The following is a 20,050-nucleotide window of genomic DNA, read 5'->3' as shown; positions in this document are numbered from 1 at the left end:
AGCTGTCAGTTCTGCGACACGCGGGCCAGTTCGGTCTCGAGGCCGATGACGGCCAAGTCGACGGTCAGCTCGAACGCTTCGTCAGCGCGCACGCGTCCCGTCGGTGCTGCTGACAGCGCACGCCCGAGGGCGCTGTCGGCTGCGACGCCGTCGGCCGACCACACCTCCTCGGGTGCGCCGACGTCGAGCGCCGACCCGAGCGCGATGGTGTCGAGAAACGTGATGACGTGCAGCACCCGATCGATCGGGAACCCGGCGTCGACGAGCTTCTGCGCTAATCGGTCGTAGCCGCGCAGCACCTCGGGTGCGCGAACCGTTTGCGCCGTGAGTGCCCGCACCAGTTCGGGGTGGGCGCCGAAGCCCGCGCGGTAGCCGATCAGCCACTCTCGAACCACGTCGCGCCAGTCCTCCGGCCACTCGATCGACACCGAGAGTTCCTCGGCGATCACCCCGCGGATGAGCTCGAGGAGTTGCTCGCGGCTCGCCACATGGTGATACAGCGACGACACCGCTACGTTGAGGCGCTTCGCAACCCCGGGCATGGTGAACGAGCCGTCGGAGTCGAGCGCGTCGAGTGCCGCTCGGGCAATCGTGTTCGGATCGAGGATCGGTGTGCGCGGGCGGGGCATTCCGTAAGCCTAGTGACTCGCCGTATGCCTGATGCTCGCCGTTGCCTCGACGCTCGGGCGGGTCAGGCGTCGACGTGGTCGGCGCGATGCACCACGTCGCCTCCGACCATGGTGAGCACGATCGGGGCGTCGGCGAGTTCGTCGGGCGGGCACCGGAGCGGATCGACGGCGAACGCGGTGAGGTCAGCGCGACAGCCCACCGCGATGGCACCCGCGTCGCTCGCGCCCTGCGCTCGTGCGGCGTGGCTCGTATAGCCCTCGAGCGCCATGCGCGCGGTGAGTGCCTGTCCGGGAAGGATCGGAGCGTCGTCGAGATGTCCCGCGCGGCGTCGGAGCTGGGCGTCGGCCATGATCGAACGGGCATCGAAGGGTGCGATCGGCCAGTCCGAACCCAACGCGAGGATCGCTCCCGCGTCACGGATGTCGCGCGTACGGAATGCGCGGTCGGCACGTTCGGTCCCGAGTCTCTCCGACCAGTTGTCGGAGTGGTCGGCGCGCGTGTAGTGGGTGCAGTGGGTCGGCTGCATGCTCGCGACGACGCCCTGCCGCGCGAAACGGTCGACGAGGTCGTCGGGGAGTGTTTCGATGTGTTCGATCCGATGTCGTGCGCCCGACGGGAGTTCGGGTAGATCGACGAGACTGTCGAGTGCATAACGGATTCCGGCGTCGCCGATCGCGTGGGTCACCGTGGGGACACCTCGCTGTGCCAAGTAGCGCAGCGCGTGTCGGTACTCCGCCGGGTCCGGCCACAGCGGTGCGGTCGATTCGCCGTGGGAGTCGGGAGTCTCGAGCCACGCGGTGCCACCGTCGATGGTGCCGTCGACCATGAACTTGACGCCGTCGACACGCCACCGCCTGCCACCGCGACGCTGCAGTTCGACGATGTGATCGAGTTGCTCGGTGTCAGTGCCGGGCATGCAGAACGGAGCGAAGCGGAGCCGCATGGGAAGTTCGATGTCGGCTTCGAGTGCGGTGACGAGCTCGCCGCTGTCGCCTTCGAAATCCATGGCGTTCGCTGATGTCAGTCCGGCCGCTGCCATGGAGCCGAGGAGTTCGGTGAGGCGTCGTCGGCGTTGGTGTGCCGACTCGGGCGGTACGACCGCGGATACGACGCTGACCGCCTCCAACTCCAGCAGGTGGCCCGTGGGAATGCCGTCCTGGCAGACGATCTCGGCGTTGCCGCTGAATGTCCGCGGGCCATCGACGCCCGCGATGCGCAGTGCCGCCGGCGTGGCGAGTGCTGAATGACCGTCGAAGAGGTAGAGCAGGGTGGGCAGGTCGGGTCCCACCGCCGTCACCACCACGTCGGACGTGACGGGTCGGCCACCGAACGCGTTGGGATCGAGGCCCCAGCCCCGTACCCAGCCGTCGACGACCGGGGCGGTCCGCAGAGCCTCGACGAGTTGATCGAGGTTGTCGACGCCCGAGAGGTCGACGCCGGCCGAGATGTCCAGTCCGAGAACAGGATGGATGTGTCCGTCGATGAGGCCGGGGGTGAGTGTCGCGCCTCCCAGATCCACGATCTGAGTTGACGCAGAGATATAGGTGGCCAGCGAATCCGCATCGCCGAGTGCGCAGATCCGCCCGTCGGAGATGGCGACGGCGCTGTGGCCCTGTTCCCCTGTCAGTGTGTGGATGGTCTTGGCGAGAATCACCGTGTCGGCTCGCTGTGTCATTGTCGTCCCTGTGTCATGGTCGTCCCTGCGTATGTCGTTGAGTGCGGTCTGGTACGTGATTGAGTTGTGCCACTGCGTGTTCAGGTCCCTGGTGTCAGCGTTCGGTGCTGGCGTGCGGGTCGTCGTAGAGGCCGCCGATGCGGGCATAGGTGCGTGGTACCCGGGCGCGGAAGTAGAGTGCCGCACCGATTCCGAGGAGGAACACGACCCCGACGCTGCCGACGAGTGCCGCGTTGGCAGCGGTGCCCATATTGGTCAGCAGCTTGATGTTTGCCACGAGTAGTAGCAATGCGAGGCCGAGAAGGATGGTGCTCAGGACTCCCGCGATCAGTCCGACCCGCTCGGCCCTGACGTAGTGCTTGCGCACGAAGTACGCGACCACCGCGAGCGATGTGATCACCTGCAGCGCAATGATTCCCACGATTCCCGGGGTGTTGAGGACCAGCAGGAGTTGATAGTACGGATCTGCACCGGCCAGGCCGAACGCCGCGATGACGACGGCGGCGAGGATGGTCTGCAGATTGCCTGCGCGAGAAGGGGATTTGTACACAGGGTGAGTGCGATCGAGGATGCGGGGCAGCGCGCCGTCGCGTGCGAGTGCATAGGTGTAGCGGTTGATGGCGTTGTGGAACGCGATCTGCGATGCCAGTGCACTCGTGACGATGAGCAGCGACATCACGTCGGTCGCCCAGCTGCCCACATACGTCGTCATGGCGGAGAAGAAGAGGTCGGCGACGTCGTCGCCCGCGGCCTGCTGCACCTGAGCGGCGCCGAATGCCTGGACGATCGCCCAGACGATGAAGCAGTAGAAGATGGCCATGAAGCCGACTGCCCAGTAGGTGGCGCGGGGGATGGAGCGGTCGGGGTCGCGAGCCTCGGAGCGATAGAGGGCCGTCGACTCGAATCCCATGAACGCCGCGAACGCAAAGGCCAGCACGCCTGCCATTCCAGGAGCGAAGATCGCCTTGGGAGTGAAGGTGGAGAACTCGATACCGTGCGCTCCGCCCTTGACGAGGATCGCGACGGCGAGAACCAGCAGGATGCCGGTTTCGAGGGCGAGGAGGACTCCGAGGAATCGCGCCCCGACGTCGATTCCGCGACGGCCGACGAACCACACGATCGCGATCGCGACGAGTGCGAGTACGGGCCACGGGATGTCGACGCCGAGCACCCGCGAGATGGCGTCGTGCGTCTGAACGGCGAGGAGGCCGTACACGCCGATCTGGAGTGCGTTGTACGAGACGACCGCGAGGAAGCCTGATGCGAGTCCGGCGACCCGCCCGAGGCCAAGAGTGATGTAGGAGTAGAAGGCGCCTTTGCCGCCGGTGGCCCTGGTCATCGCCATGAACGCCACCGCAAACACCGCGAAGCTGATGCCGGCGGCGAGATAGGCGACCGGCGCGCCGACGCCGCCGATGGCCAGTGCCAGGGGCGCGACGCCCGCCATCACGGTCAGCGGGGCCGCCGCCGCGATCACCATGAAAGCAATCGACGGTGCGCCGAGTGCGTCCTGTTTGAGATCGATACCTGCGGGTGGTTGCGAATCGACAGCGGCAGGTGGAGTGCCGACTCGGGATGGATCTGCAGTGCTCATGGGGAGCCTTTCGAGAGCGACGCTACGAGAGCGTCGTCGAAGAGAATGGCGGCTGGCCTGCGGCGTTGAAAGCCAAACCGAATGTCATTCGGTTTCTAGCTATGCTGAGGTGGCTCGGCAGAGTTGTCAAGCGTTCTGGCAATATTTGCGAAATGAGTAGGGACAGTCGACTGGCGATCGGTGTACTCGACGGCGACGGGATCGGGCCGGAGATCGTGCCGATCGCCGTCGACGCGGCGAGTGCGGCAGGTGCGCGCGAAGACATCGAATTCGATTGGGTGACTTTGCCTCTCGGTCGTGACGCAATAGCCGAGCACGGCACGCCGACACCGCAATCGACGCTCGAGGGTCTCGACGAACTCGACGTGTGGATTCTCGGCCCGCACGACTCGGCCGGATATCCCGAGGAGTTCCGTGGGACGCTGACGCCTGGTGCGGTGATCCGTAAGCGGTTCGGGCTATATGCGAATATTCGGCCGTGTCGGGCCTATCGCGGCGTGGCCGCAACCGCGCCTGACATCGACGTGGTGATCGCGAGGGAGAACTCCGAGGGGCTGTACGCAGACCGGAACATGGCCGTCGGGAGTGGTGAATTCATGCCGACACCCGATATTGCGCTCGCGGTCGGAGTCGTCACCCGTGAGGCGAGTCGTCGAATCGCTCGAGAGGCATTCCGACTCGCGAGGCAGCGCTCGCGGCATGTCACCATCGTGCACAAGGCCAACGTTTTACGACTCACGACCGGCCTCTTCCGTGATGCGTGCCGCGAGGTGGCGGTGGACTTCCCCGACGTCGACGTCGACGAGCAGCATGTCGACGCGATGGCAGCACTGCTGGTTCGCAGGCCCGCGGACTTCGACGTGCTGGTCACCGAAAACCTCTTCGGCGACATCCTCTCCGATCTCGCGGGCGAGTTGGCGGGTTCGCTGGGAATGGCGGGTTCGGTGAACTGCTCGTCGACCAAGGCCATGGCGCAAGCCAGCCACGGTGCGGCCCCCGACATCGCCGGGCGCGGAATCGCCGATCCCGTCGGCATTCTCGCCTCGACCGCGATGATGCTCCGATGGTGGGGCGATCAGCGAGCCGACGATGCGCTCACGCGCTGCGCCGCGAGAATCGACGACGCCATCGACGTCACGCTGGCCGCGGGGATTCGCACGGCCGATCTCGGCGGGGCCTCAACCACGACAGAGTTCGGTGCCGCGGTCGTCGAAGCGATCGACCGCGGCACCGAACGGGCTGATGGGTCCTGACTAGCTGATGGGGCCCAGGGTGTTGCCGGTCGGAATTCCCGAGCAGTAGGTCGCGGGACGCCCGGCGAAACGGTCGGCGAGGAACTTCTCCGCATCGGGTGCCCAGGGCAGGAACGCATCGAAGTGACTGAGCTTGGGATAGGTCTTGTACTGCGTCGGTACTCCTTCACGGCAGTACTTCGTCGCCAATCCCTGCACGTCGCCGTCGATCATGATCCCGTCGCCGGTTCCGTCGACGTTGCCGACACCGAGGAACATCGGATTTCTCGGCTTGCCGACCCAACCCATGATGTTCTGGTTGAAGGCCTGCGGGATCCCCGGGACGGTCAACAGCCCCGGATACTGCGGTAGCAGCAATTGTGTGTCGGTCAGTCCCGGATATTTGGTCGCGAAGTTGATCAGGCACTGCCCCTGGGTCTGCGCGAGTGTTTGGGTTCCCTTGGGGGACAGGTACTGGCCGATGTTGAGGTCGAAGGTCGCGTTGTAGACATTCATGAGCGCGGGGATCACGCCGGCCCACTGCTTGCTGCCATTGACATAGGGCAGGTTGTGCGACGGCTGGACGAGGACTCCACCCGCGGCGGCGCCGACGATGTGGAGTTCGGGAGCGTAGCTCGCGGCCAGGTCGGCGCCGAAGCCGGTGGGCACCGATCCGCCCGAGTAGCCGAAGAGCCCGACCGGCGTCGACGAGGGCAGGCGCAGGTGTCGCTCAGCGGTACGGATGCTGTCGAGAGCGGTCTGCGCGGACTCGCGCCCCATCGTCCAGCGCATCTTCAAGCCTTCGTAGTCGGGGACTACGACGGTGTATCCCTGCGCAAGAAATGAACCGATGATGATGTCGTCGAATTCCGGTCCGCGGCCGGTATTGCCACCGCGGAGAGCGTACGAGGGATCGCATTGTGACCCGAGTGCGTCATAGGGGGAGTGATACGAGATCAGTTTTCGCGGCCCGGATGTCACCGGTTCGAGTATCGAGGTGACTGCTGCCGTCGGCTTGCCGAATTGATCCGTGGTGCGGAACAGGATCTGCGTCGCAACTGCCGGAAACCTCTTGTCGCCGTAGGCCACTTGGACGACACGAGTCTTCAGTGGCGTACCGGGTGCGACGTGGGTAAGACTTCGCTGCGTGCCGTAGAAGGGGTCCTGGGACGGAGGCTTCAATGGACTCGCGGAAGCTGTTGCAGGCACGAGGAAACCCGTGAGCGTCGCTGCCAACAGTGCCGCAACAAATCCGGACAATGCGACCCAGAATGGCCGAGTGGGGCGAATCACGGTCGGAATGCTAATGCGAAGAAGGGCTCTTCGCAAACTTTATCTTGAATCCATCAATTCACGTTTTCTCGAAAATGTTCGCGTGGAGAAGTTTATTGATCGGACACGTTGTGTTCATGCCCGACCGTGCGACTCGGGCCGGTCTGACCTAAGCGCCCGGCAGTACCGGTACTCGGATGCGTCCTCGAGCCGAGCGCAGTTAATCCTGCGTAACTACCGGGTGGATTCAACGCTGAGCCAGTAAGTTACTTCGAAGTGCCGACGGTGTGTCGGTGTGTGGTCTCGAGGCGCCCACAGGGGTGCCGGGGGAAGGATTTCGATGCGACTTCAGCGATCGACACGTGCGCGATCATGGCGATTCGGTGGCCTGTTCGCCGCACTGGTGGCAGTGCTGGCTTTGGTACTCGCCGGATGTACGAACAACGAGTCCGACGAGGGGTCGGCCGGCGGCGCGGCCAGCTCGTCGAAGGCCGTCGAGGCGACCAAGGTCGATTCCATCGCCGCGCTTGTGCCTGAACCGATTCGGCAGTCGGGCCAGCTCATCGTCGGTGTCAACGTTCCCTATTCCCCCAACGAGTTCAAGGATCCCTCCGGCAAGATCGTCGGGTACGACGTGGATCTGATGAACGCGGTCGCCGCAGTGCTCGGTCTCAAGCCGGAGTACAAGGAAGCCGACTTCGACAAGATCATCCCGGCGATCCAGCAGGGCACCTACAACGTGGGCATGTCGTCGTTCACCGACAGCAAGGAGCGCGAGCAGCAGGTCGACTTCGTCACCTACTACAACGCCGGTGTGCAGTGGGCGCAGCAGGCGGGCGGCAACATCGACCCGAACAACGCCTGCGGCAAGCGGGTCGCGGTGCAGTCGACCACCGTCGAGGACACCGACGAGGTTCCTGCCAAGAGCAAGGCGTGCACCGACGCGGGTAAGCCTGCCATCGAGAAGGTCAAGTTCGACAGCCAGGACGAAGCGACCAACGCTCTCGTGCTCGGCAAGGTGGATGCGATGTCGGCGGATTCGCCCGTGACCGCCTACGCGATCAAGCGCTCGGACGGCAAGCTCGAGGCCGCAGGCGGAGTATTCGACTCGGCACCCTACGGCTACCCGGTGCAGAAGGGGTCGTCGTTGACCCAGGCGCTGCAGCAGGCTGTTCAGCACCTCATCGACAACGGTCAGTACAAGCAGATCGCCGAGAACTGGGGCGTCGAAGCAGGCGCGATCCAGAAATCTGTGATCAACGGCGCGGTCAGCTGATCCGTGTCGACGCCGTCTGACGGCAGAGTCGGGGTCGACTCCGCGAAAGCGGAGCCGACCCCGATCAAGGCCGTACCGCTCAAACATCCCGGTCAGTGGATCGCCGCGGCGATCGTGCTCATCCTTGTCGCCCTGTTCATCTACGGCGCGGCCACCAACAAGGCCTACGCGTGGGACACCTACGCCAAGTACCTGTTCGACACCCGCATCATGTCGGGTGTCGGGTACACACTCGCGCTGACGGTCCTGTCGATGGTGATCGCGATCGTGCTGGGCGTCGTGTTGGCGATCATGCGACTGTCGCCGAATCCGGTACTCCGTTCGACGTCGTGGGTCTATCTATGGGTGTTCCGCGGTACGCCGGTGTACGTCCAACTCGTGTTCTGGGGCTTGTTCCCCTCGATCTACAAGCGCATCGACCTGGGTATCCCGTTCACAGTTCAGTTCGCGCACTTCGATATCCAGTCGCTGAATGCTGCATTTCTGTTCGCGGTCATCGGCCTGGCCCTCAACGAGGCCGCCTACATGGCGGAGATCGTGCGCGCGGGTGTGTCGTCGGTGGGTGAGGGGCAGACCGAGGCGTCGGTGGCGCTGGGTATGACATGGTCGCAGACCATGCGCAGAACGGTGCTCCCGCAGGCGATGCGTGTGATCATCCCGCCGACGGGCAACGAAGTCATCAGCATGCTCAAGACCACGAGCCTCGTGGCGGCGGTGCCGTTCAGCCTCGAACTGTACGGTCGTGCTCGTGACATCTCGGGCGTGATCTTCCAGCCGATCCCGCTGCTGATGGTCGCGTCGACCTGGTACCTCGTGGTCACGAGCATCCTGATGGTCGGGCAGTACTACCTGGAGCGGCACTACGCGCGGGGTGCGACACGTGCGCTGACAGGTAAGCAACTCAAGGCACTCGCCGCAGAGGCAGAGGTGACCGATCCACAACACGGGGGTGGGGGAGCATGACGGTGGTCGAAGAGACGTCGGCGACACCGATGGTGCTGGCCGACCGGGTGTGTAAGAGCTTCGGTACGACGCAGGTGCTCAAAGGCATTTCGTTGGAGGTCGAGCGCGGCGAGGTCCTGTGCATCATCGGTCCGTCGGGCTCTGGCAAGTCGACATTCCTGCGTTGCGTCAACCATCTCGAGGAGGTCAACGCGGGACGGCTGTACGTCGACGGCGACCTCATCGGTTATCGCGAACGTGGCGGCAAACTGTATGAGATGAGTCCGAAGGATGCGGCCAAGCAGCGTCGTGACATCGGCATGGTGTTCCAGCACTTCAACCTGTTCCCTCACCGGACGGTAATCGAGAACGTGATCGAGGCGCCGACGCAGGTCAAACGAAAGAACAAGGCCGAGGCCACGTCTCGCGCCGAATACCTGCTGGAGCGCGTCGGACTCGCCGACAAGGCGCAGTCTTATCCGTCGCAACTCTCCGGCGGACAGCAGCAGCGCGTCGCGATTGCCAGAGCACTGGCGATGGAGCCGAAACTGATGCTCTTCGACGAGCCGACGTCGGCGCTCGATCCCGAACTGGTCGGTGAGGTGCTGGGCGTCATGCGCGAACTCGCGGCAAGTGGAATGACCATGCTCGTGGTCACCCACGAGATGGGTTTCGCCCGCGAGGTGGCAGACCAACTGGTGTTCATGGACGGTGGCGTCGTCGTCGAACAGGGCGATCCACGAGAGGTGCTGGCCAATCCGCAGCACGAGCGGACCAAGACCTTTCTGTCGAAGCTGTTGTGATCGATTCCGCTGTCACCAATTGCTCTGTGATCAGCTGGGTTTGACGCAACAGAACACCGCGGTGCCCGGAAAGTACTGTCCCCGAAGCGGACTCCACTGACCCCACTCATCCTCGAGGTCGTCCGGCCATTCCGGCTCGACGATGTCGTCGAGGATCAGTCCGGCAGCGCGGATGTCGCGGACTCGATCGCCGATGGTGCGGTGATGCTCTACGTAGGTCACCGTGCCGTCGGCGTCGACCTCGGAATAGGGCGTTCTGCTGAAGTACGGCATGGTGACGGTCAGCCCGGCGGGCCCTGGATCGTCGGGAAACATCCAGCGCATGGGGTGATTCACCGAGAAGACCCAGCGGCCGCCCGGCCGCAGGACGCGTGCGGCCTCGGCCATCACCCGGGCGGGTTCGGCGACGAAAGGCACTGCGCCAAACGACGAGAACGCGATGTCGAAGCTCTCGTCGGCAAAGGGCAGCGACTCCGCGGTCGCCTGAACGAGCGGTACGCGCGGTTCGTCGAATCGCTTCATGGTGGCGAGCCCGTGCGCGAGCATCTTCTGCGACAGATCGAGTCCGACGGTGCGCGCACCTCGGGCGACGAGCCACCGTGAACACGGCGCGGAACCGCACCCGATCTCGAGGATGTCGCGGCCGGCGACATCGCCGAGCAGGTGAACGTCGGCCTCTCGCAACCGTTCTGGTCCCCACACGAACTCGCCGCCACGGGAGTCGGAGCCGAGGAACCCGCCGTGTTCGCGGTGATAGTCCTGCGCCTCTGCATCCCACCAGGCGCGGCTCGCGGCATCGCTCGTCGACGAATCGATACGGCCGAGCAGTCGCGGCGCGTGGGGAGTCTCGTCGTCGCCGATCACCTGACTGAGTTTAGAGATGGCGGAACCATCGGCCGGCCGGGAGTCATGAGGCCGAACCCGAACCGTCGGGATGCTCATCGAAGACGACATCTGTTCGACTGTCGCCGTCCCAGCGTCGGATCGCGGTGATGGTCGCGCGAATGCCTCCATCTTCGGTAGCACCGGCGCGAATGCCGTGAGGGGGCAGATCGAGCGCGGCCACGACGTCGGGGAGGACGTCGGAGTGCACACGGCGTGCCATCGTGACGTGTGGGGTCCAGGAGCCCGGGAGTGAGTGGGAGAAGACGCCCGGCTCGTCGTCGGCGGTGAACGCATATCCGGACAGCGCCTCGACCAGCTGCAGATGGGCGGTCAGCAAGCGGGCGGTCGGCACCACCAGCAGTGCGACGACGAGGCGGTCGCCACGGCCGAAGATCAATGGCGCGCCGACGGTGACCGGGATCGGAAGTGTTGCGGTGCACTGGCGTACTGCCCGGTCGGCGGCCGGGTCGATCCGTCGCGTCGCGACGGCCGTGACGTGCGGGCGGTTGGTGGGCGAGGGGTTCGTGCCTGCGTTGGGCAGGTGCGACGCCGCGAGGGCTTCCCAGAACATGCGCAGGCGAACCTCTGACTCGTCGTCGAAGAGGAATTCCACCGAATGCGCCAACGTTGCACCCCTCGCCTGTCGTGGTGTCCCGGCCCGTGTCATTTGCGCGGTGGCGGGATGCGCTCAGAAGTGGTATTTGCCCAGCACAACGCCGCTAGAGTAAGGTAGACAAAGCGCGTGGAGGCATCTTTCGCGCAGTTCAGCTTGTCGTCACCTGGACGTCACCCTCGTGTGATGACCTGGGAGGACGCAGCTCGGTGGCACTGTGATCGAGCCGCGCGTCGCCTGACATCGCTGTTCAAACAATGTGAACTGTACCTACTACATACCTGTCCGGAGCAACTCAACATATGTCGTCCCCCACGATCACCTCGCCGCAAGTAGCCGTCAACGATATCGGCTCGGCTGAGGACTTCCTCGCAGCCATCGACTCCACGATCAAGTACTTCAACGATGGCGACATCGTCGAAGGGACCATCGTCAAGGTCGATCGTGACGAGGTTCTGCTCGACATCGGTTACAAGACCGAAGGCGTGATCCCTTCTCGCGAACTGTCGATCAAGCACGACGTCGACCCCTCTGAGGTCGTCAACGTCGGTGACGAGGTCGAGGCCCTTGTTCTCACCAAGGAGGACAAAGAAGGCCGCCTCATCCTGTCCAAGAAGCGCGCGCAGTACGAGCGTGCCTGGGGCACCATCGAGGAGCTCAAGGAAAAGGACGAGGCCGTCAAGGGCACCGTCATCGAGGTCGTCAAGGGCGGCCTGATCCTGGACATCGGCCTGCGCGGCTTCCTCCCGGCATCGCTCGTGGAGATGCGTCGTGTGCGCGATCTGCAGCCGTACATCGGCAAGGAGATCGAAGCCAAGATCATCGAGCTCGACAAGAACCGCAACAACGTGGTGCTGTCGCGTCGTGCATGGCTCGAGCAGACCCAGTCCGAGGTCCGCAGCGAGTTCCTGCACCAGCTCCAGAAGGGCCAGGTCCGCAAGGGCGTCGTGTCCTCGATCGTCAACTTCGGTGCGTTCGTCGATCTCGGCGGCGTCGACGGTCTGGTCCACGTTTCCGAGCTCTCCTGGAAGCACATCGATCATCCGTCCGAGGTCGTCACCGTTGGTGACGAGGTCACGGTCGAGGTTCTCGACGTCGATCTCGACCGCGAGCGTGTGTCGTTGTCGCTCAAGGCAACTCAGGAAGACCCGTGGCGTCAGTTCGCCCGGACCCACGCGATCGGTCAGATCGTGCCGGGCAAGGTCACCAAGCTGGTTCCGTTCGGTGCGTTCGTCCGCGTCGACGACGGCATCGAGGGCCTCGTCCACATCTCCGAGCTGGCCGAGCGCCACGTCGAGGTCCCTGACCAGGTTGTCGCCGTCGGCGACGACGCGATGGTCAAGGTCATCGACATCGACCTCGAGCGTCGTCGTATCTCGCTGAGCCTCAAGCAGGCCAACGAGGACTACACCGAGGAGTTCGACCCCTCGAAGTACGGCATGGCCGACAGCTACGACGAGCAGGGCAACTACATCTTCCCCGAGGGCTTCGACGCCGAGACCAACGAATGGCTCGACGGTTACGAGAAGCAGCGTGAAGAGTGGGAGAACCGCTACGCCGAGGCCGAGCGTCGCCACAAGATGCACACCGCGCAGATCGAGAAGTTCGCTGCTGCCGCAGCCGAGGCCGAGAAGGCCCCGCAGGACTACTCGTCGGCATCGTCGGAGAGCCGCAGCGCTTCGTCGAGCAGCGCTCCCGCATCGTCGGGCGGCTCGCTTGCCAGCGACGAGCAGCTCGCCGCACTGCGCGAGAAGCTGTCGGGCAACGCCTGATAGTTCGGACCTGACGGTCTGACACAGCACCAACACAACGCTCCCCGGCTCATTGCGAGCCGGGGAGCGTTGTGTTGTTCGGAATGGCCAAGTCGGTGGGCGTTGAACGCTATCCGTCTATGCGTCGGATGGCGACAGGTGGTCACCCGCAGGGCATCAACTAGATGCCGCCAGAACGCGCGCGGCCTCGCGAACGGCTCCGGCATTGGCCTTGCCCTGCCGTGATCCGGCGAGTTTTGCCTTGATGTGATCACGTACCGTGATCGGCTCGTACGCAAGGCCCGAGTCTGCATCGAGGAATGGCTCCGCGGTCTCGACCACGGCATCAACGTTGCCGTCATGGAAGAAGGCTGCGGATCGACGGCGTGCGACTATCCCTTCGATTACAGGTGGCTTGACTCGGTGCAGCGTCGACATCCAACGATCGTTGGTGATTCTGGCGGTCAGGTCGCCAAGATTGACCAGGAGCGCGTCATCGGCCGGCTGGGCGTTGTGCCACCGATTGTCTGTGCCGAGAATCTGCAATCCTGCGACTTGGTCGGCCCAGAGTACCGTGACGATGCCGAAGTCAGTGTGCTCACCCATGCCAGTGATGTCGTCGGTTGGTGCCGCCATGCCCTCGGTGAGGGCATAGTTGTTCATGCGCAGCACGTCGATCGAGTGATCGGTGAGGCGGTCAAAGTAGTCTGTCGGCAGACTCAGTGCATCGGCGAAAATCGTCGTCAGAGTTCGGGCAACGCGTCCCGCTTCGGCGAAGTAGGCCCGGACCTGCTCCTCGAACCCAGCGGTCTCAGTGGGCCAGACGTTGATGCCGTAGTCCGACTCGTCGAGGTCGAGACCTACGAACGAGCCTGCTTCCACACCGACGTTGAATGCTTCGAAGAAGTCATTCATCCGCGACGACGGTTCGATTCCGACGCTGAGGCTGAGGGATTCGGACTTGGGCGGGGTGTAGCCGCGGTTGGCACCGACGATGCAATACTGCTTTTTGGTCTCGAGCGGGAGTGCGAAGAACGCGTCGATGGCGTCGCCGAGGCCGCTCAGAACGCCTCGAGGAATGCCGTGGCCGACAATCTGCATGAAGCCGACCCGAGTACATGCGGCGTCTACGGCGTCGGCAACCCTGCGGCGGTCGGGGTCGTAACCGTTACTCACGTACGGCGTGATGTCGATCGTCGGTATCTCAAAAGATCTGGTGCTCATAACGTTTCAGCAACCTTTGCGGTGGATTGGTTGGCATAGGCGTGCAGCCAGTCAGCCAAGTCGTTGCGAAGAGTGACTTTGTCGGAATCATCGAGCCAGCACGCCGTGATCGCGTTGTGGGTGAATTGGGCGAGTTGGGTGGCGTCATACCCCAACGCTGTGCTGAGCGCGTAGTAGTCGTTGGTGGGATCGGTGCCGAACATCGGCGGATCATCGGAATCGATACACACAACGATGCCACGGTCGACCATCTCCCTGATCCGTCGATGACTGCCGTCACCGGACCCGCTGTAGCGGCCGATGTCGGAACTGACCGGGGTCGCCGTGAACGGAATCTGCTCGTCGACACACCTTTGTGCAATCCGGTCGTCGGTCACCACGTGGTATCCGTGATCGATTCGGCTGCAATGCAATTGATCGAGAAGGACCTCGATCGCCGATGGTGGGCCACTCTCGGAGTGCGCGGTTCGGTGCAAACCCGCCCGGCCTGCACGCTCGAACGCGGGAGCAAACTGCGCCGGCGGTCCGTTGACCTCTTCGTAGTCGAGTCCGATGCCGACTACTTCGTCGACTCGGTTATCGATCACGAGATCGACGAACTCGATCGCCTCAGCGACTGTGTGTTCGCGATTTATGGCCATGATGATCCGGCTGTCGATACCGCAGTCGCTGCGCGCATCGTGCATCCCGTCGACGATCCCGGCGAGTGCCTCAGCGTATGGCAGGGGACTCGGCTGCGGGGACACGAAGATCTCGCGGTAGGTCACGCCGTGGTCGGAACCGAATACGGTCAGCGATTCATACGTGACTCGACTGAAGTCGTCACGCGTTTGCAGCGACTGGCCCACCAAGTCGTACACGGACAAGAACTGCCCGAGATCGTCGTACGACTGACTGTCGTAAATGCTTGCTGCGTCGGGATTTCCAGGGATCTCGACGCCGTGCCGTCGCGCGAGCTCGACTGCTGTGGCTGCCGGTACTGCGCCTAGGAGGTGGCAATGCAAGCTCACTTTGGGGATCTCGCGTGCCAGCTCCCTCGACACCGACATCGGATGCGCAGCCATCACGGTACCGCGATCGCGCTGTAGCGAGACCGGAGGTAGTCGCTGACGGTGACGGGTTCGTAGTCGTTGTCCCGGCCCAACGGCGGCGGGAACGACTCGATCACCTGATCCAGATCTGCCTCGTAGAAGAAGATGAGCGAGATCAACTCTTCGTCGGGCGCCAAGGGCGAAGGCGGAAGCACACGGTGGCGGGTGGATGTCCAACGGTCCCCTGTCCAGCGCGCCATCAAGTCTCCGATGTTGATGGTGTAGGCGTCCCTCACCACAGGCGCATCGATCCAGTTGCCAGAGCGGGTGCATACCTGCAGGCCCGCGTAGCCGGGTTGACGGTCGAGGATGGTGATCGTCCCGAAGTCGGTGTGCGGCGCGATGCGGTACTGGCCCTCGTGGACCGGTCCGGTCAACCGCAGTGCAGGATAACGGTTGATGTTGAAGGAATGCGGGGACTCGGCGCACCGCTCGGCGAACCATCGCGGATGCAGGCCGGCCGCGGTCGCCAGGAGTTCGAGTAGATCGTCTGCGAATTCACGCATGTTGGCGGCATAGGTCTCGCACAACTGTTCCAGTTCGGCCACCTCGGTTGGCCAGACATTCGCGGGAAACCACTCGGCGTTGACTTCTGCGTCTCCCGAGTCGAGTTCGTGGCCAGACACGAACGTCTCCTTGAGGTCCGGCGGGAGGTCCATCCCGAGCAGGGCACCATTGGCCTCTTTACCCGGCGGAATCCAACCGCGTCCGCCGACCGCGGACGCATAGCGTGCCTTGACATCGGCCGGCAGTGAGAAGAATCGACGGGCGGCGGCGCGTAGGTCGTCGCGCAGCGCGCCGGCGACTCCGTGGCCGCCGACCAGGAGGAATCCGCTTTCGACGAGAGCTGCGTCGACAACTGCCGCAAGTTCATCCCTCTGAGCGGTAGATCCGTTGCGCCACAACGCTATATCGATCAATGGAATTGGCGTGGTCATGCGAGTTCTCCTTCTTTCGCCGCGACGGGTGCGGCGGTAGTGGGTGGTGCGACGATCAGGTCGCTGGTGTGGTCAAAAGGGTGAGGCGTCGTTCGGTCGCTTCGTGATGTCAGCAGGCCATACGAGATCGCTCCGACGACGAGCCCGGCGATGACGCTTAGGTCGGCGCCGCCGAGAGCGGAAGCGAGCGGCCCGGTGTAGATCGACGTGTGGATGCACGCGGTTGCCGCGACCATGCCCAGCAACTGAGCTGTGCAGGCAGGCAACGACCAGGCAACCCGAAGTGGTTGTGTCACTTCTGGATACTGCGCGCGACGGAGCCAGAGGTCCGTGCAGAAGATGCCGGCCCATGGCGCGAACCAGATGATCATGAACAGAAGGAAGTTGTTGACGAAGGTGTAGAAATCGCCGGAAAAGACGACAATGCCGCCGATGACTCCGCAGATAACGCCGTCGAGCATTACTGCTTGCCAGCGCTTTAGGCGAATTCCCATGGCCTGCAGGGTGACACCCGACGAATAGAGATCAACAGCATTGAGCGCGACCATCTGCACGATCACGAGCAGTAGATAGATGACGACCAACCACGTAGGAAACACCGTCGACAACCCGCTCACCGGATCGGTGGCGTCTGGCATGGCGATGCCGATGGCCACACCGAGGGCCATCAGAAACATCTGCGGAATCGCGCCGCCCGCAGTGACTGCTCCAACGATCCGACGGCGTTTCGTCGCTGCCGGGAGATAGCGAGAGTAGTCCGCAGCAGACGATGCCCAACCAAGCCCGGAGCTGCTCGCGACCAAGGCGACTCCGCCGAGGAACACAGCAAGTGAACCTGGTGCGCCGACGCCTGTGCTCACCTTGTCCGCAATCAGCCATGCCATGATCAGGAAAATGGCGGCGAAGGGTAGGACCAGCACTCGGAGAACAGTTGTCACTGCGGAATGGCCGAGTAGCGGCAGGATCGCTTGCAGCACCGACAGTCCGACGACGAGTGCGACCTGGATCGGATTCGACACCTGTACGCCGCCCATTTTTAGTAACGCACTTGCCGCGAGGACCATCACCACCAGGTCGAGGACCTCGTAGCCGAGCATCATGATCCAGTTGAAGAAGGCAACAGGTCGCACTCCGCGACGGCCGAACACAATTCGTGAGACGCCGAATGTGGTCGTTCCGGCAGCCGGGCCGGCCAGCGAGACTACGCCGGTGACGATCCAGGTCAGGTTCCCGAGCACGATCGCGAGTAGCGCTTGCCACACGTTGAGACCGAGGGCCACGAGGATGCTGCCGTAGACGACTGACAGTACGTTGAGCACGAGACCGGACCACATCACGCCGACCTGCCAGGGTCGACCGTGTCGCTCGGACTCGGGTATGTGCTCGATACCTCGTTGTTCAACGGAAATGAGCGACTTCTGATCACTCCCGTCTATCGGTGGTTGGTCTATGCTTGCCATCTGCACGTCCTGGGGTTGTGGTTGGTGTGACGTTCAATTCCAGCGCTCGGGAGGAACAGACTAAGCGCAGCGGTGATTACTCACACCTATAAGACTGAGGCCTTGATATTTCTCAGTTATATTCCGAGTGTTTCTGGCACGTAACGCAGAACCACGGCAACTCAGGAAAGTTCACAGCGGAAGGATGTGGTCATGGTGTCCGAGGCGCTCGATGAGGAGGCGTTGGCAGTCCGTGCCGGCGCTGCGATCCGAGCAATTCGTGAAAGGTCGGATCTATCAATGCGCGAGGTTGCTGCGCGCGCGGGTATCAGCCAGCCGTTCCTCAGCCAGATCGAGCGCGGACTGAGCATGCCGTCGATGATCACGGTCTACCGGTTGGCCGAAGCTCTCGGAGTTACTCCTGGAGACCTCCTTCCGGCCAGCACCGACGACCAGGTCGAGGTCGTCCGCCGCGGCGATGGCCAGATGCTGCCAGTTTCTGATCGTGCTGATGCCGCAATTGGACGCGTGATGCTCATGGACCCGCAGTCGCGATTGCAGATCATCGAGTACTCCATCAAGCCTGATCAGTACATCGGAGAATGGTTCCAGACGCCCGGCGTGCTCGCGCTCTACCTCATCGGCGGCGAGTTGGACGTCACCGTTGAAGGTGCCGGCACGTATCGGATCGGGGCGGGCGAACTCATCACCCACCCCTCGCCGTTGCGGCATCGGTGGCTACTGGTCGACAACCAGCCCGCAGACGCGCTATTGATCATCAGCGGTGATCGGTGAGTGTGGGGTCGTATCCTTTTCGATGATGGCGGAAATGCTCATGCCGCCGGCGACACAGCGTCCATGGGTCTTGTCGAGGTGACGGTGTTGTCGATGTCGCGCAAAAGCTCTGGCGGTCGTTTGCCACACTGGACCTCGTGATCCGTGTAGGGCTCTCCGGCGGCATCGGAGCCGGCAAATCGACCGTGGCCAAGACCTTCGTGGAGCGGGGTGGATATCACATCGACGCCGACAAGATCGCCCGCGAGGTCGTCGAACCCGGAACGCCCGGTCTGACGCAGTTGGTTGAGGCTTTCGGCGACGACATTCTGGCCGCTGACGGGACGCTCGATCGGCCAGCACTGGCGGCCAAGGCGTTCGTCGACGACGAGAGTCGGCAGAAGCTGAACTCGATCACGCACCCGCTGGTCGGTGCCCGTACGCAGGAACTGCTCGCCGAGGCGCCGTCGAATGCGATTGTGGTGCAAGATATCCCGCTACTCGTCGAGGGCAACATGGCTCCGTTCTTCCATCTCGTCGTGATCGTGGGGGCAGACGAGGAACTGCGCGTCCAACGGTTGACCGAGTTGCGCGGCATGCCCGAGGACGACGCACGCGCCCGAATACGCGCCCAGGCCACCGACGAACAGCGACGGGCCGTCGCCGACGTCTGGCTCGACAACTCGGGCACACCAGACGATCTCGCGGACGCTGCCGCACACCTCTGGGACGAGCGGTTGGTGCCATACGAGGAGAATGTGCGTTCCCGGACGATCGTCCCCGGCCCGTTGGCACTGGCCGATCCCGAGCCGGCATGGGCGGCCACGGGTGTGCGACTGGTCAATCGCCTGTGGGCGATCGTCGGCGACAAAGCGTCGGCGATCGATCACATCGGGTCGACGGCGGTGCCGGGGTTGATCGCGAAGCCGACGATCGACATCCAGATCACCGTCGCCGACCTCGACGTCGCGGATGCTCTGGCCGACGTGCTGGCCGACGGCGGGTTCCCGCGTAATCCAGAGAATACGAGCGACCGGCCGAAGCCGGACCCGGAGACCGGCTCGGTCGATGACGGCCTGTGGGGCAAGAGGTTCCACGGTTCGGCCGATCCCGGGCGGTCGGTCAATGTGCATGTGCGGGCGCAGGGATCACCGGGCGGTCGGTTCGCCGTCGAGTTCCGCGATTGGTTGAGGTCAGACGCCGCAGCACGTGACGAGTACGCCGAGATCAAGCTGGCCGCAATGGCCGCTGCAGACGGCGACCGCGACGCGTACGTCGCGGCGAAGGAACCCTGGTTCGATCGGGCATATGCGCGAGTCGCCGCCTGGCGTGCCGGTCGTCGGGAGACCTAGCGCGACGTCAGTCGTCGAGCCACGACACGCGGCCGCCGTTCGCGGTGTCGAGCCACTTCTGGATGTCGTGGTCATGTTCGGCCGCACCCACCAGTGCCCGCCGTGCGATGTGGACGGCCTCCTCGCACTCGGCGGTCGACAACAGGCTCGCTGCGTGTGCGTCGAACAATTCGTCGACGTCGATGAGTTCGAGTGGGCGACCGGGAACATCGACGAGGTCGAGGTACCAGTCCTCGGCGTGCCAGCGGCCATCGTCGTCGGGACCGTGGAAGCGTCCTATGTCGAGGTAGAGGCGCTGCCCGGTCCGATGCCCATCGACGAAGTGGAAGATGTTCGCGCGAAGTCCGAGTGCGGGGAGCAGCCAGGATTCGAGGTGCCTGAATCTGGGGTGATCGGCCGTGCGCGACATGTAGAGACCGAACGCGGTCTCCTCGTATCGGTCCACCGGTCGGACGAACCCCTTGTTGTCCGTATTGGTCATTGCAGGAACGTCGAAGATCTCCCGCTTCGGCGGGTGCAGATCGGACATCGTCACACCTTAACCGCAGGTCACGGGGTG

The 20,050-nt window shown here is 63.7% G+C and carries 18 protein-coding genes; 7 read left to right on the top strand and 11 right to left on the bottom strand.

Features of this window, described 5'->3' with window-relative positions:
• Positions 1 to 5 precede the first annotated feature (5 nt).
• The 3 genes from A5785_RS13420 to A5785_RS13410 form a co-directional block, all read right to left on the bottom strand.
• Positions 6 to 629 (bottom strand): TetR/AcrR family transcriptional regulator, encoded by a 624-nt coding sequence (locus tag A5785_RS13420; RefSeq protein ID WP_064866901.1) that lies wholly within the window; start codon positions 627 to 629, stop codon positions 6 to 8.
• 62 nt (positions 630 to 691) lie between these two features.
• A complete protein-coding gene (locus A5785_RS13415; protein WP_064866899.1) occupies positions 692 to 2,305 on the bottom strand; it encodes an amidohydrolase in 1,614 nt (537 codons plus the stop codon).
• Positions 2,306 to 2,399: 94 nt separating this feature from the next.
• Positions 2,400 to 3,899 (bottom strand): APC family permease, encoded by a 1,500-nt coding sequence (locus tag A5785_RS13410; RefSeq protein WP_064866897.1) that lies wholly within the window; start codon positions 3,897 to 3,899, stop codon positions 2,400 to 2,402.
• A 152-nt stretch (positions 3,900 to 4,051) separates the two neighbouring features.
• On the opposite strand from A5785_RS13410, the gene A5785_RS13405 reads away from it, so the two are divergent.
• Entirely contained in the window at positions 4,052 to 5,152 is a 1,101-nt protein-coding gene (locus A5785_RS13405; protein WP_064866895.1) for an isocitrate/isopropylmalate dehydrogenase family protein, read from the top strand.
• Here the strand turns inward: A5785_RS13405 and A5785_RS13400 are convergent, their stop codons facing one another.
• On the bottom strand, positions 5,153 to 6,424 hold the full coding sequence (locus A5785_RS13400; RefSeq protein ID WP_442902852.1) for a lipase family protein: 1,272 nt from the start codon (positions 6,422 to 6,424) through the stop codon (positions 5,153 to 5,155). It lies immediately after the preceding gene.
• A gap of 319 nt (positions 6,425 to 6,743) precedes the next feature.
• Between A5785_RS13400 and A5785_RS13395 the strand changes: the two genes are divergently transcribed.
• From A5785_RS13395 to A5785_RS13385, 3 genes are read left to right on the top strand one after another with little or no spacing between them, the layout of a single operon-like run.
• Complete coding sequence (locus tag A5785_RS13395; protein WP_197494437.1) at positions 6,744 to 7,679, top strand: ABC transporter substrate-binding protein; 936 nt, start codon at positions 6,744 to 6,746, stop codon at positions 7,677 to 7,679.
• A gap of 3 nt (positions 7,680 to 7,682) precedes the next feature.
• Complete coding sequence (locus A5785_RS13390; protein ID WP_064866893.1) at positions 7,683 to 8,642, top strand: amino acid ABC transporter permease; 960 nt, start codon at positions 7,683 to 7,685, stop codon at positions 8,640 to 8,642.
• The gene (locus A5785_RS13385; protein ID WP_269449552.1) at positions 8,639 to 9,424 is read left to right on the top strand and encodes an amino acid ABC transporter ATP-binding protein; all 786 of its coding nucleotides are present in this window, start codon (positions 8,639 to 8,641) and stop codon (positions 9,422 to 9,424) included. Before A5785_RS13390 ends, A5785_RS13385 begins: the two co-directional genes overlap by 4 nt.
• 30 nt (positions 9,425 to 9,454) lie before the next feature.
• Here the strand turns inward: A5785_RS13385 and A5785_RS13380 are convergent, their stop codons facing one another.
• Together A5785_RS13380 and A5785_RS13375 are read right to left on the bottom strand one after the other, a co-directional pair.
• A complete protein-coding gene (locus A5785_RS13380) occupies positions 9,455 to 10,366 on the bottom strand; it encodes a class I SAM-dependent methyltransferase (protein ID WP_442902850.1) in 912 nt (303 codons plus the stop codon).
• A complete protein-coding gene (locus A5785_RS13375) occupies positions 10,332 to 10,934 on the bottom strand; it encodes a 2'-5' RNA ligase family protein (protein WP_064866891.1) in 603 nt (200 codons plus the stop codon). Before A5785_RS13375 ends, A5785_RS13380 begins: the two co-directional genes overlap by 35 nt.
• Positions 10,935 to 11,224: 290 nt before the next feature.
• Between A5785_RS13375 and rpsA the strand changes: the two genes are divergently transcribed.
• On the top strand, positions 11,225 to 12,694 hold the full coding sequence (gene rpsA / locus A5785_RS13370) for a 30S ribosomal protein S1 (protein WP_049698146.1): 1,470 nt from the start codon (positions 11,225 to 11,227) through the stop codon (positions 12,692 to 12,694).
• A gap of 156 nt (positions 12,695 to 12,850) precedes the next feature.
• Here the strand turns inward: rpsA and A5785_RS13365 are convergent, their stop codons facing one another.
• From A5785_RS13365 to A5785_RS13350, 4 genes are read right to left on the bottom strand one after another with little or no spacing between them, the layout of a single operon-like run.
• Positions 12,851 to 13,897 carry an isopenicillin N synthase family dioxygenase gene (locus A5785_RS13365; RefSeq protein WP_064866889.1) on the bottom strand — a complete coding sequence of 349 codons (1,047 nt, stop codon included), beginning with the start codon at positions 13,895 to 13,897 and terminating at the stop codon, positions 12,851 to 12,853.
• On the bottom strand, positions 13,894 to 14,961 hold the full coding sequence (add, locus tag A5785_RS13360; protein ID WP_197494436.1) for an adenosine deaminase: 1,068 nt from the start codon (positions 14,959 to 14,961) through the stop codon (positions 13,894 to 13,896). The genes A5785_RS13365 and add overlap by 4 nt, the downstream gene beginning before the upstream one ends.
• Positions 14,961 to 15,926, bottom strand: a complete 966-nt coding sequence (locus A5785_RS13355; RefSeq protein WP_064866886.1) for an isopenicillin N synthase family dioxygenase — start codon at positions 15,924 to 15,926, stop codon at positions 14,961 to 14,963. Before A5785_RS13355 ends, add begins: the two co-directional genes overlap by 1 nt.
• Complete coding sequence (locus A5785_RS13350; RefSeq protein ID WP_064866884.1) at positions 15,923 to 17,386, bottom strand: purine-cytosine permease family protein; 1,464 nt, start codon at positions 17,384 to 17,386, stop codon at positions 15,923 to 15,925. The genes A5785_RS13355 and A5785_RS13350 overlap by 4 nt, the downstream gene beginning before the upstream one ends.
• A 192-nt stretch (positions 17,387 to 17,578) precedes the next feature.
• On the opposite strand from A5785_RS13350, the gene A5785_RS13345 reads away from it, so the two are divergent.
• Both A5785_RS13345 and coaE read left to right on the top strand, forming a co-directional pair.
• Positions 17,579 to 18,160: a helix-turn-helix domain-containing protein gene (locus A5785_RS13345; RefSeq protein WP_064866882.1), complete on the top strand. Its 582-nt coding sequence runs from the start codon at positions 17,579 to 17,581 to the stop codon at positions 18,158 to 18,160.
• Positions 18,161 to 18,297: 137 nt separating this feature from the next.
• Positions 18,298 to 19,491 carry a dephospho-CoA kinase gene (gene coaE, locus A5785_RS13340; protein WP_064866880.1) on the top strand — a complete coding sequence of 398 codons (1,194 nt, stop codon included), beginning with the start codon at positions 18,298 to 18,300 and terminating at the stop codon, positions 19,489 to 19,491.
• A gap of 7 nt (positions 19,492 to 19,498) precedes the next feature.
• Here coaE and A5785_RS13335 read toward each other — a convergent pair whose 3' ends face one another.
• Entirely contained in the window at positions 19,499 to 20,020 is a 522-nt protein-coding gene (locus tag A5785_RS13335) for a DUF402 domain-containing protein (RefSeq protein WP_064866940.1), read from the bottom strand.
• Positions 20,021 to 20,050 lie beyond the last annotated feature (30 nt).

It is taken from the genome of Gordonia sp. 852002-50395_SCH5434458, assembly GCF_001665905.1.
Taxonomy (GTDB): Bacteria; Actinomycetota; Actinomycetes; order Mycobacteriales; family Mycobacteriaceae; genus Gordonia; species Gordonia jacobaea.
The sequence above is the reverse complement of the archived record's forward strand: the minus strand, read 5'-3'. Positions and strand labels throughout refer to the sequence as shown.

What these genes read in the sequence shown, in the direction of transcription:
- A5785_RS13385 (WP_269449552.1), top strand. Translation starts at nt 8,639, where the DNA reads ATGACGGTGGTCGAAGAGACGTCGGCGACACCGATGGTGCTGGCCGAC.
- A5785_RS13410 (WP_064866897.1), bottom strand. Translation starts at nt 3,899, where the DNA reads ATGAGCACTGCAGATCCATCCCGAGTCGGCACTCCACCTGCCGCTGTC.
- A5785_RS13345 (WP_064866882.1), top strand. Translation starts at nt 17,579, where the DNA reads ATGGTGTCCGAGGCGCTCGATGAGGAGGCGTTGGCAGTCCGTGCCGGC.
- A5785_RS13395 (WP_197494437.1), top strand. Translation starts at nt 6,744, where the DNA reads ATGCGACTTCAGCGATCGACACGTGCGCGATCATGGCGATTCGGTGGC.
- A5785_RS13405 (WP_064866895.1), top strand. Translation starts at nt 4,052, where the DNA reads ATGAGTAGGGACAGTCGACTGGCGATCGGTGTACTCGACGGCGACGGG.
- A5785_RS13335 (WP_064866940.1), bottom strand. Translation starts at nt 20,020, where the DNA reads ATGTCCGATCTGCACCCGCCGAAGCGGGAGATCTTCGACGTTCCTGCA.
- A5785_RS13355 (WP_064866886.1), bottom strand. Translation starts at nt 15,926, where the DNA reads ATGACCACGCCAATTCCATTGATCGATATAGCGTTGTGGCGCAACGGA.
- A5785_RS13420 (WP_064866901.1), bottom strand. Translation starts at nt 629, where the DNA reads ATGCCCCGCCCGCGCACACCGATCCTCGATCCGAACACGATTGCCCGA.
- A5785_RS13415 (WP_064866899.1), bottom strand. Translation starts at nt 2,305, where the DNA reads ATGACACAGCGAGCCGACACGGTGATTCTCGCCAAGACCATCCACACA.
- A5785_RS13350 (WP_064866884.1), bottom strand. Translation starts at nt 17,386, where the DNA reads ATGGCAAGCATAGACCAACCACCGATAGACGGGAGTGATCAGAAGTCG.
- rpsA (WP_049698146.1), top strand. Translation starts at nt 11,225, where the DNA reads ATGTCGTCCCCCACGATCACCTCGCCGCAAGTAGCCGTCAACGATATC.
- A5785_RS13380 (WP_442902850.1), bottom strand. Translation starts at nt 10,366, where the DNA reads ATGAGCATCCCGACGGTTCGGGTTCGGCCTCATGACTCCCGGCCGGCC.
- A5785_RS13365 (WP_064866889.1), bottom strand. Translation starts at nt 13,897, where the DNA reads ATGAGCACCAGATCTTTTGAGATACCGACGATCGACATCACGCCGTAC.
- add (WP_197494436.1), bottom strand. Translation starts at nt 14,961, where the DNA reads ATGGCTGCGCATCCGATGTCGGTGTCGAGGGAGCTGGCACGCGAGATC.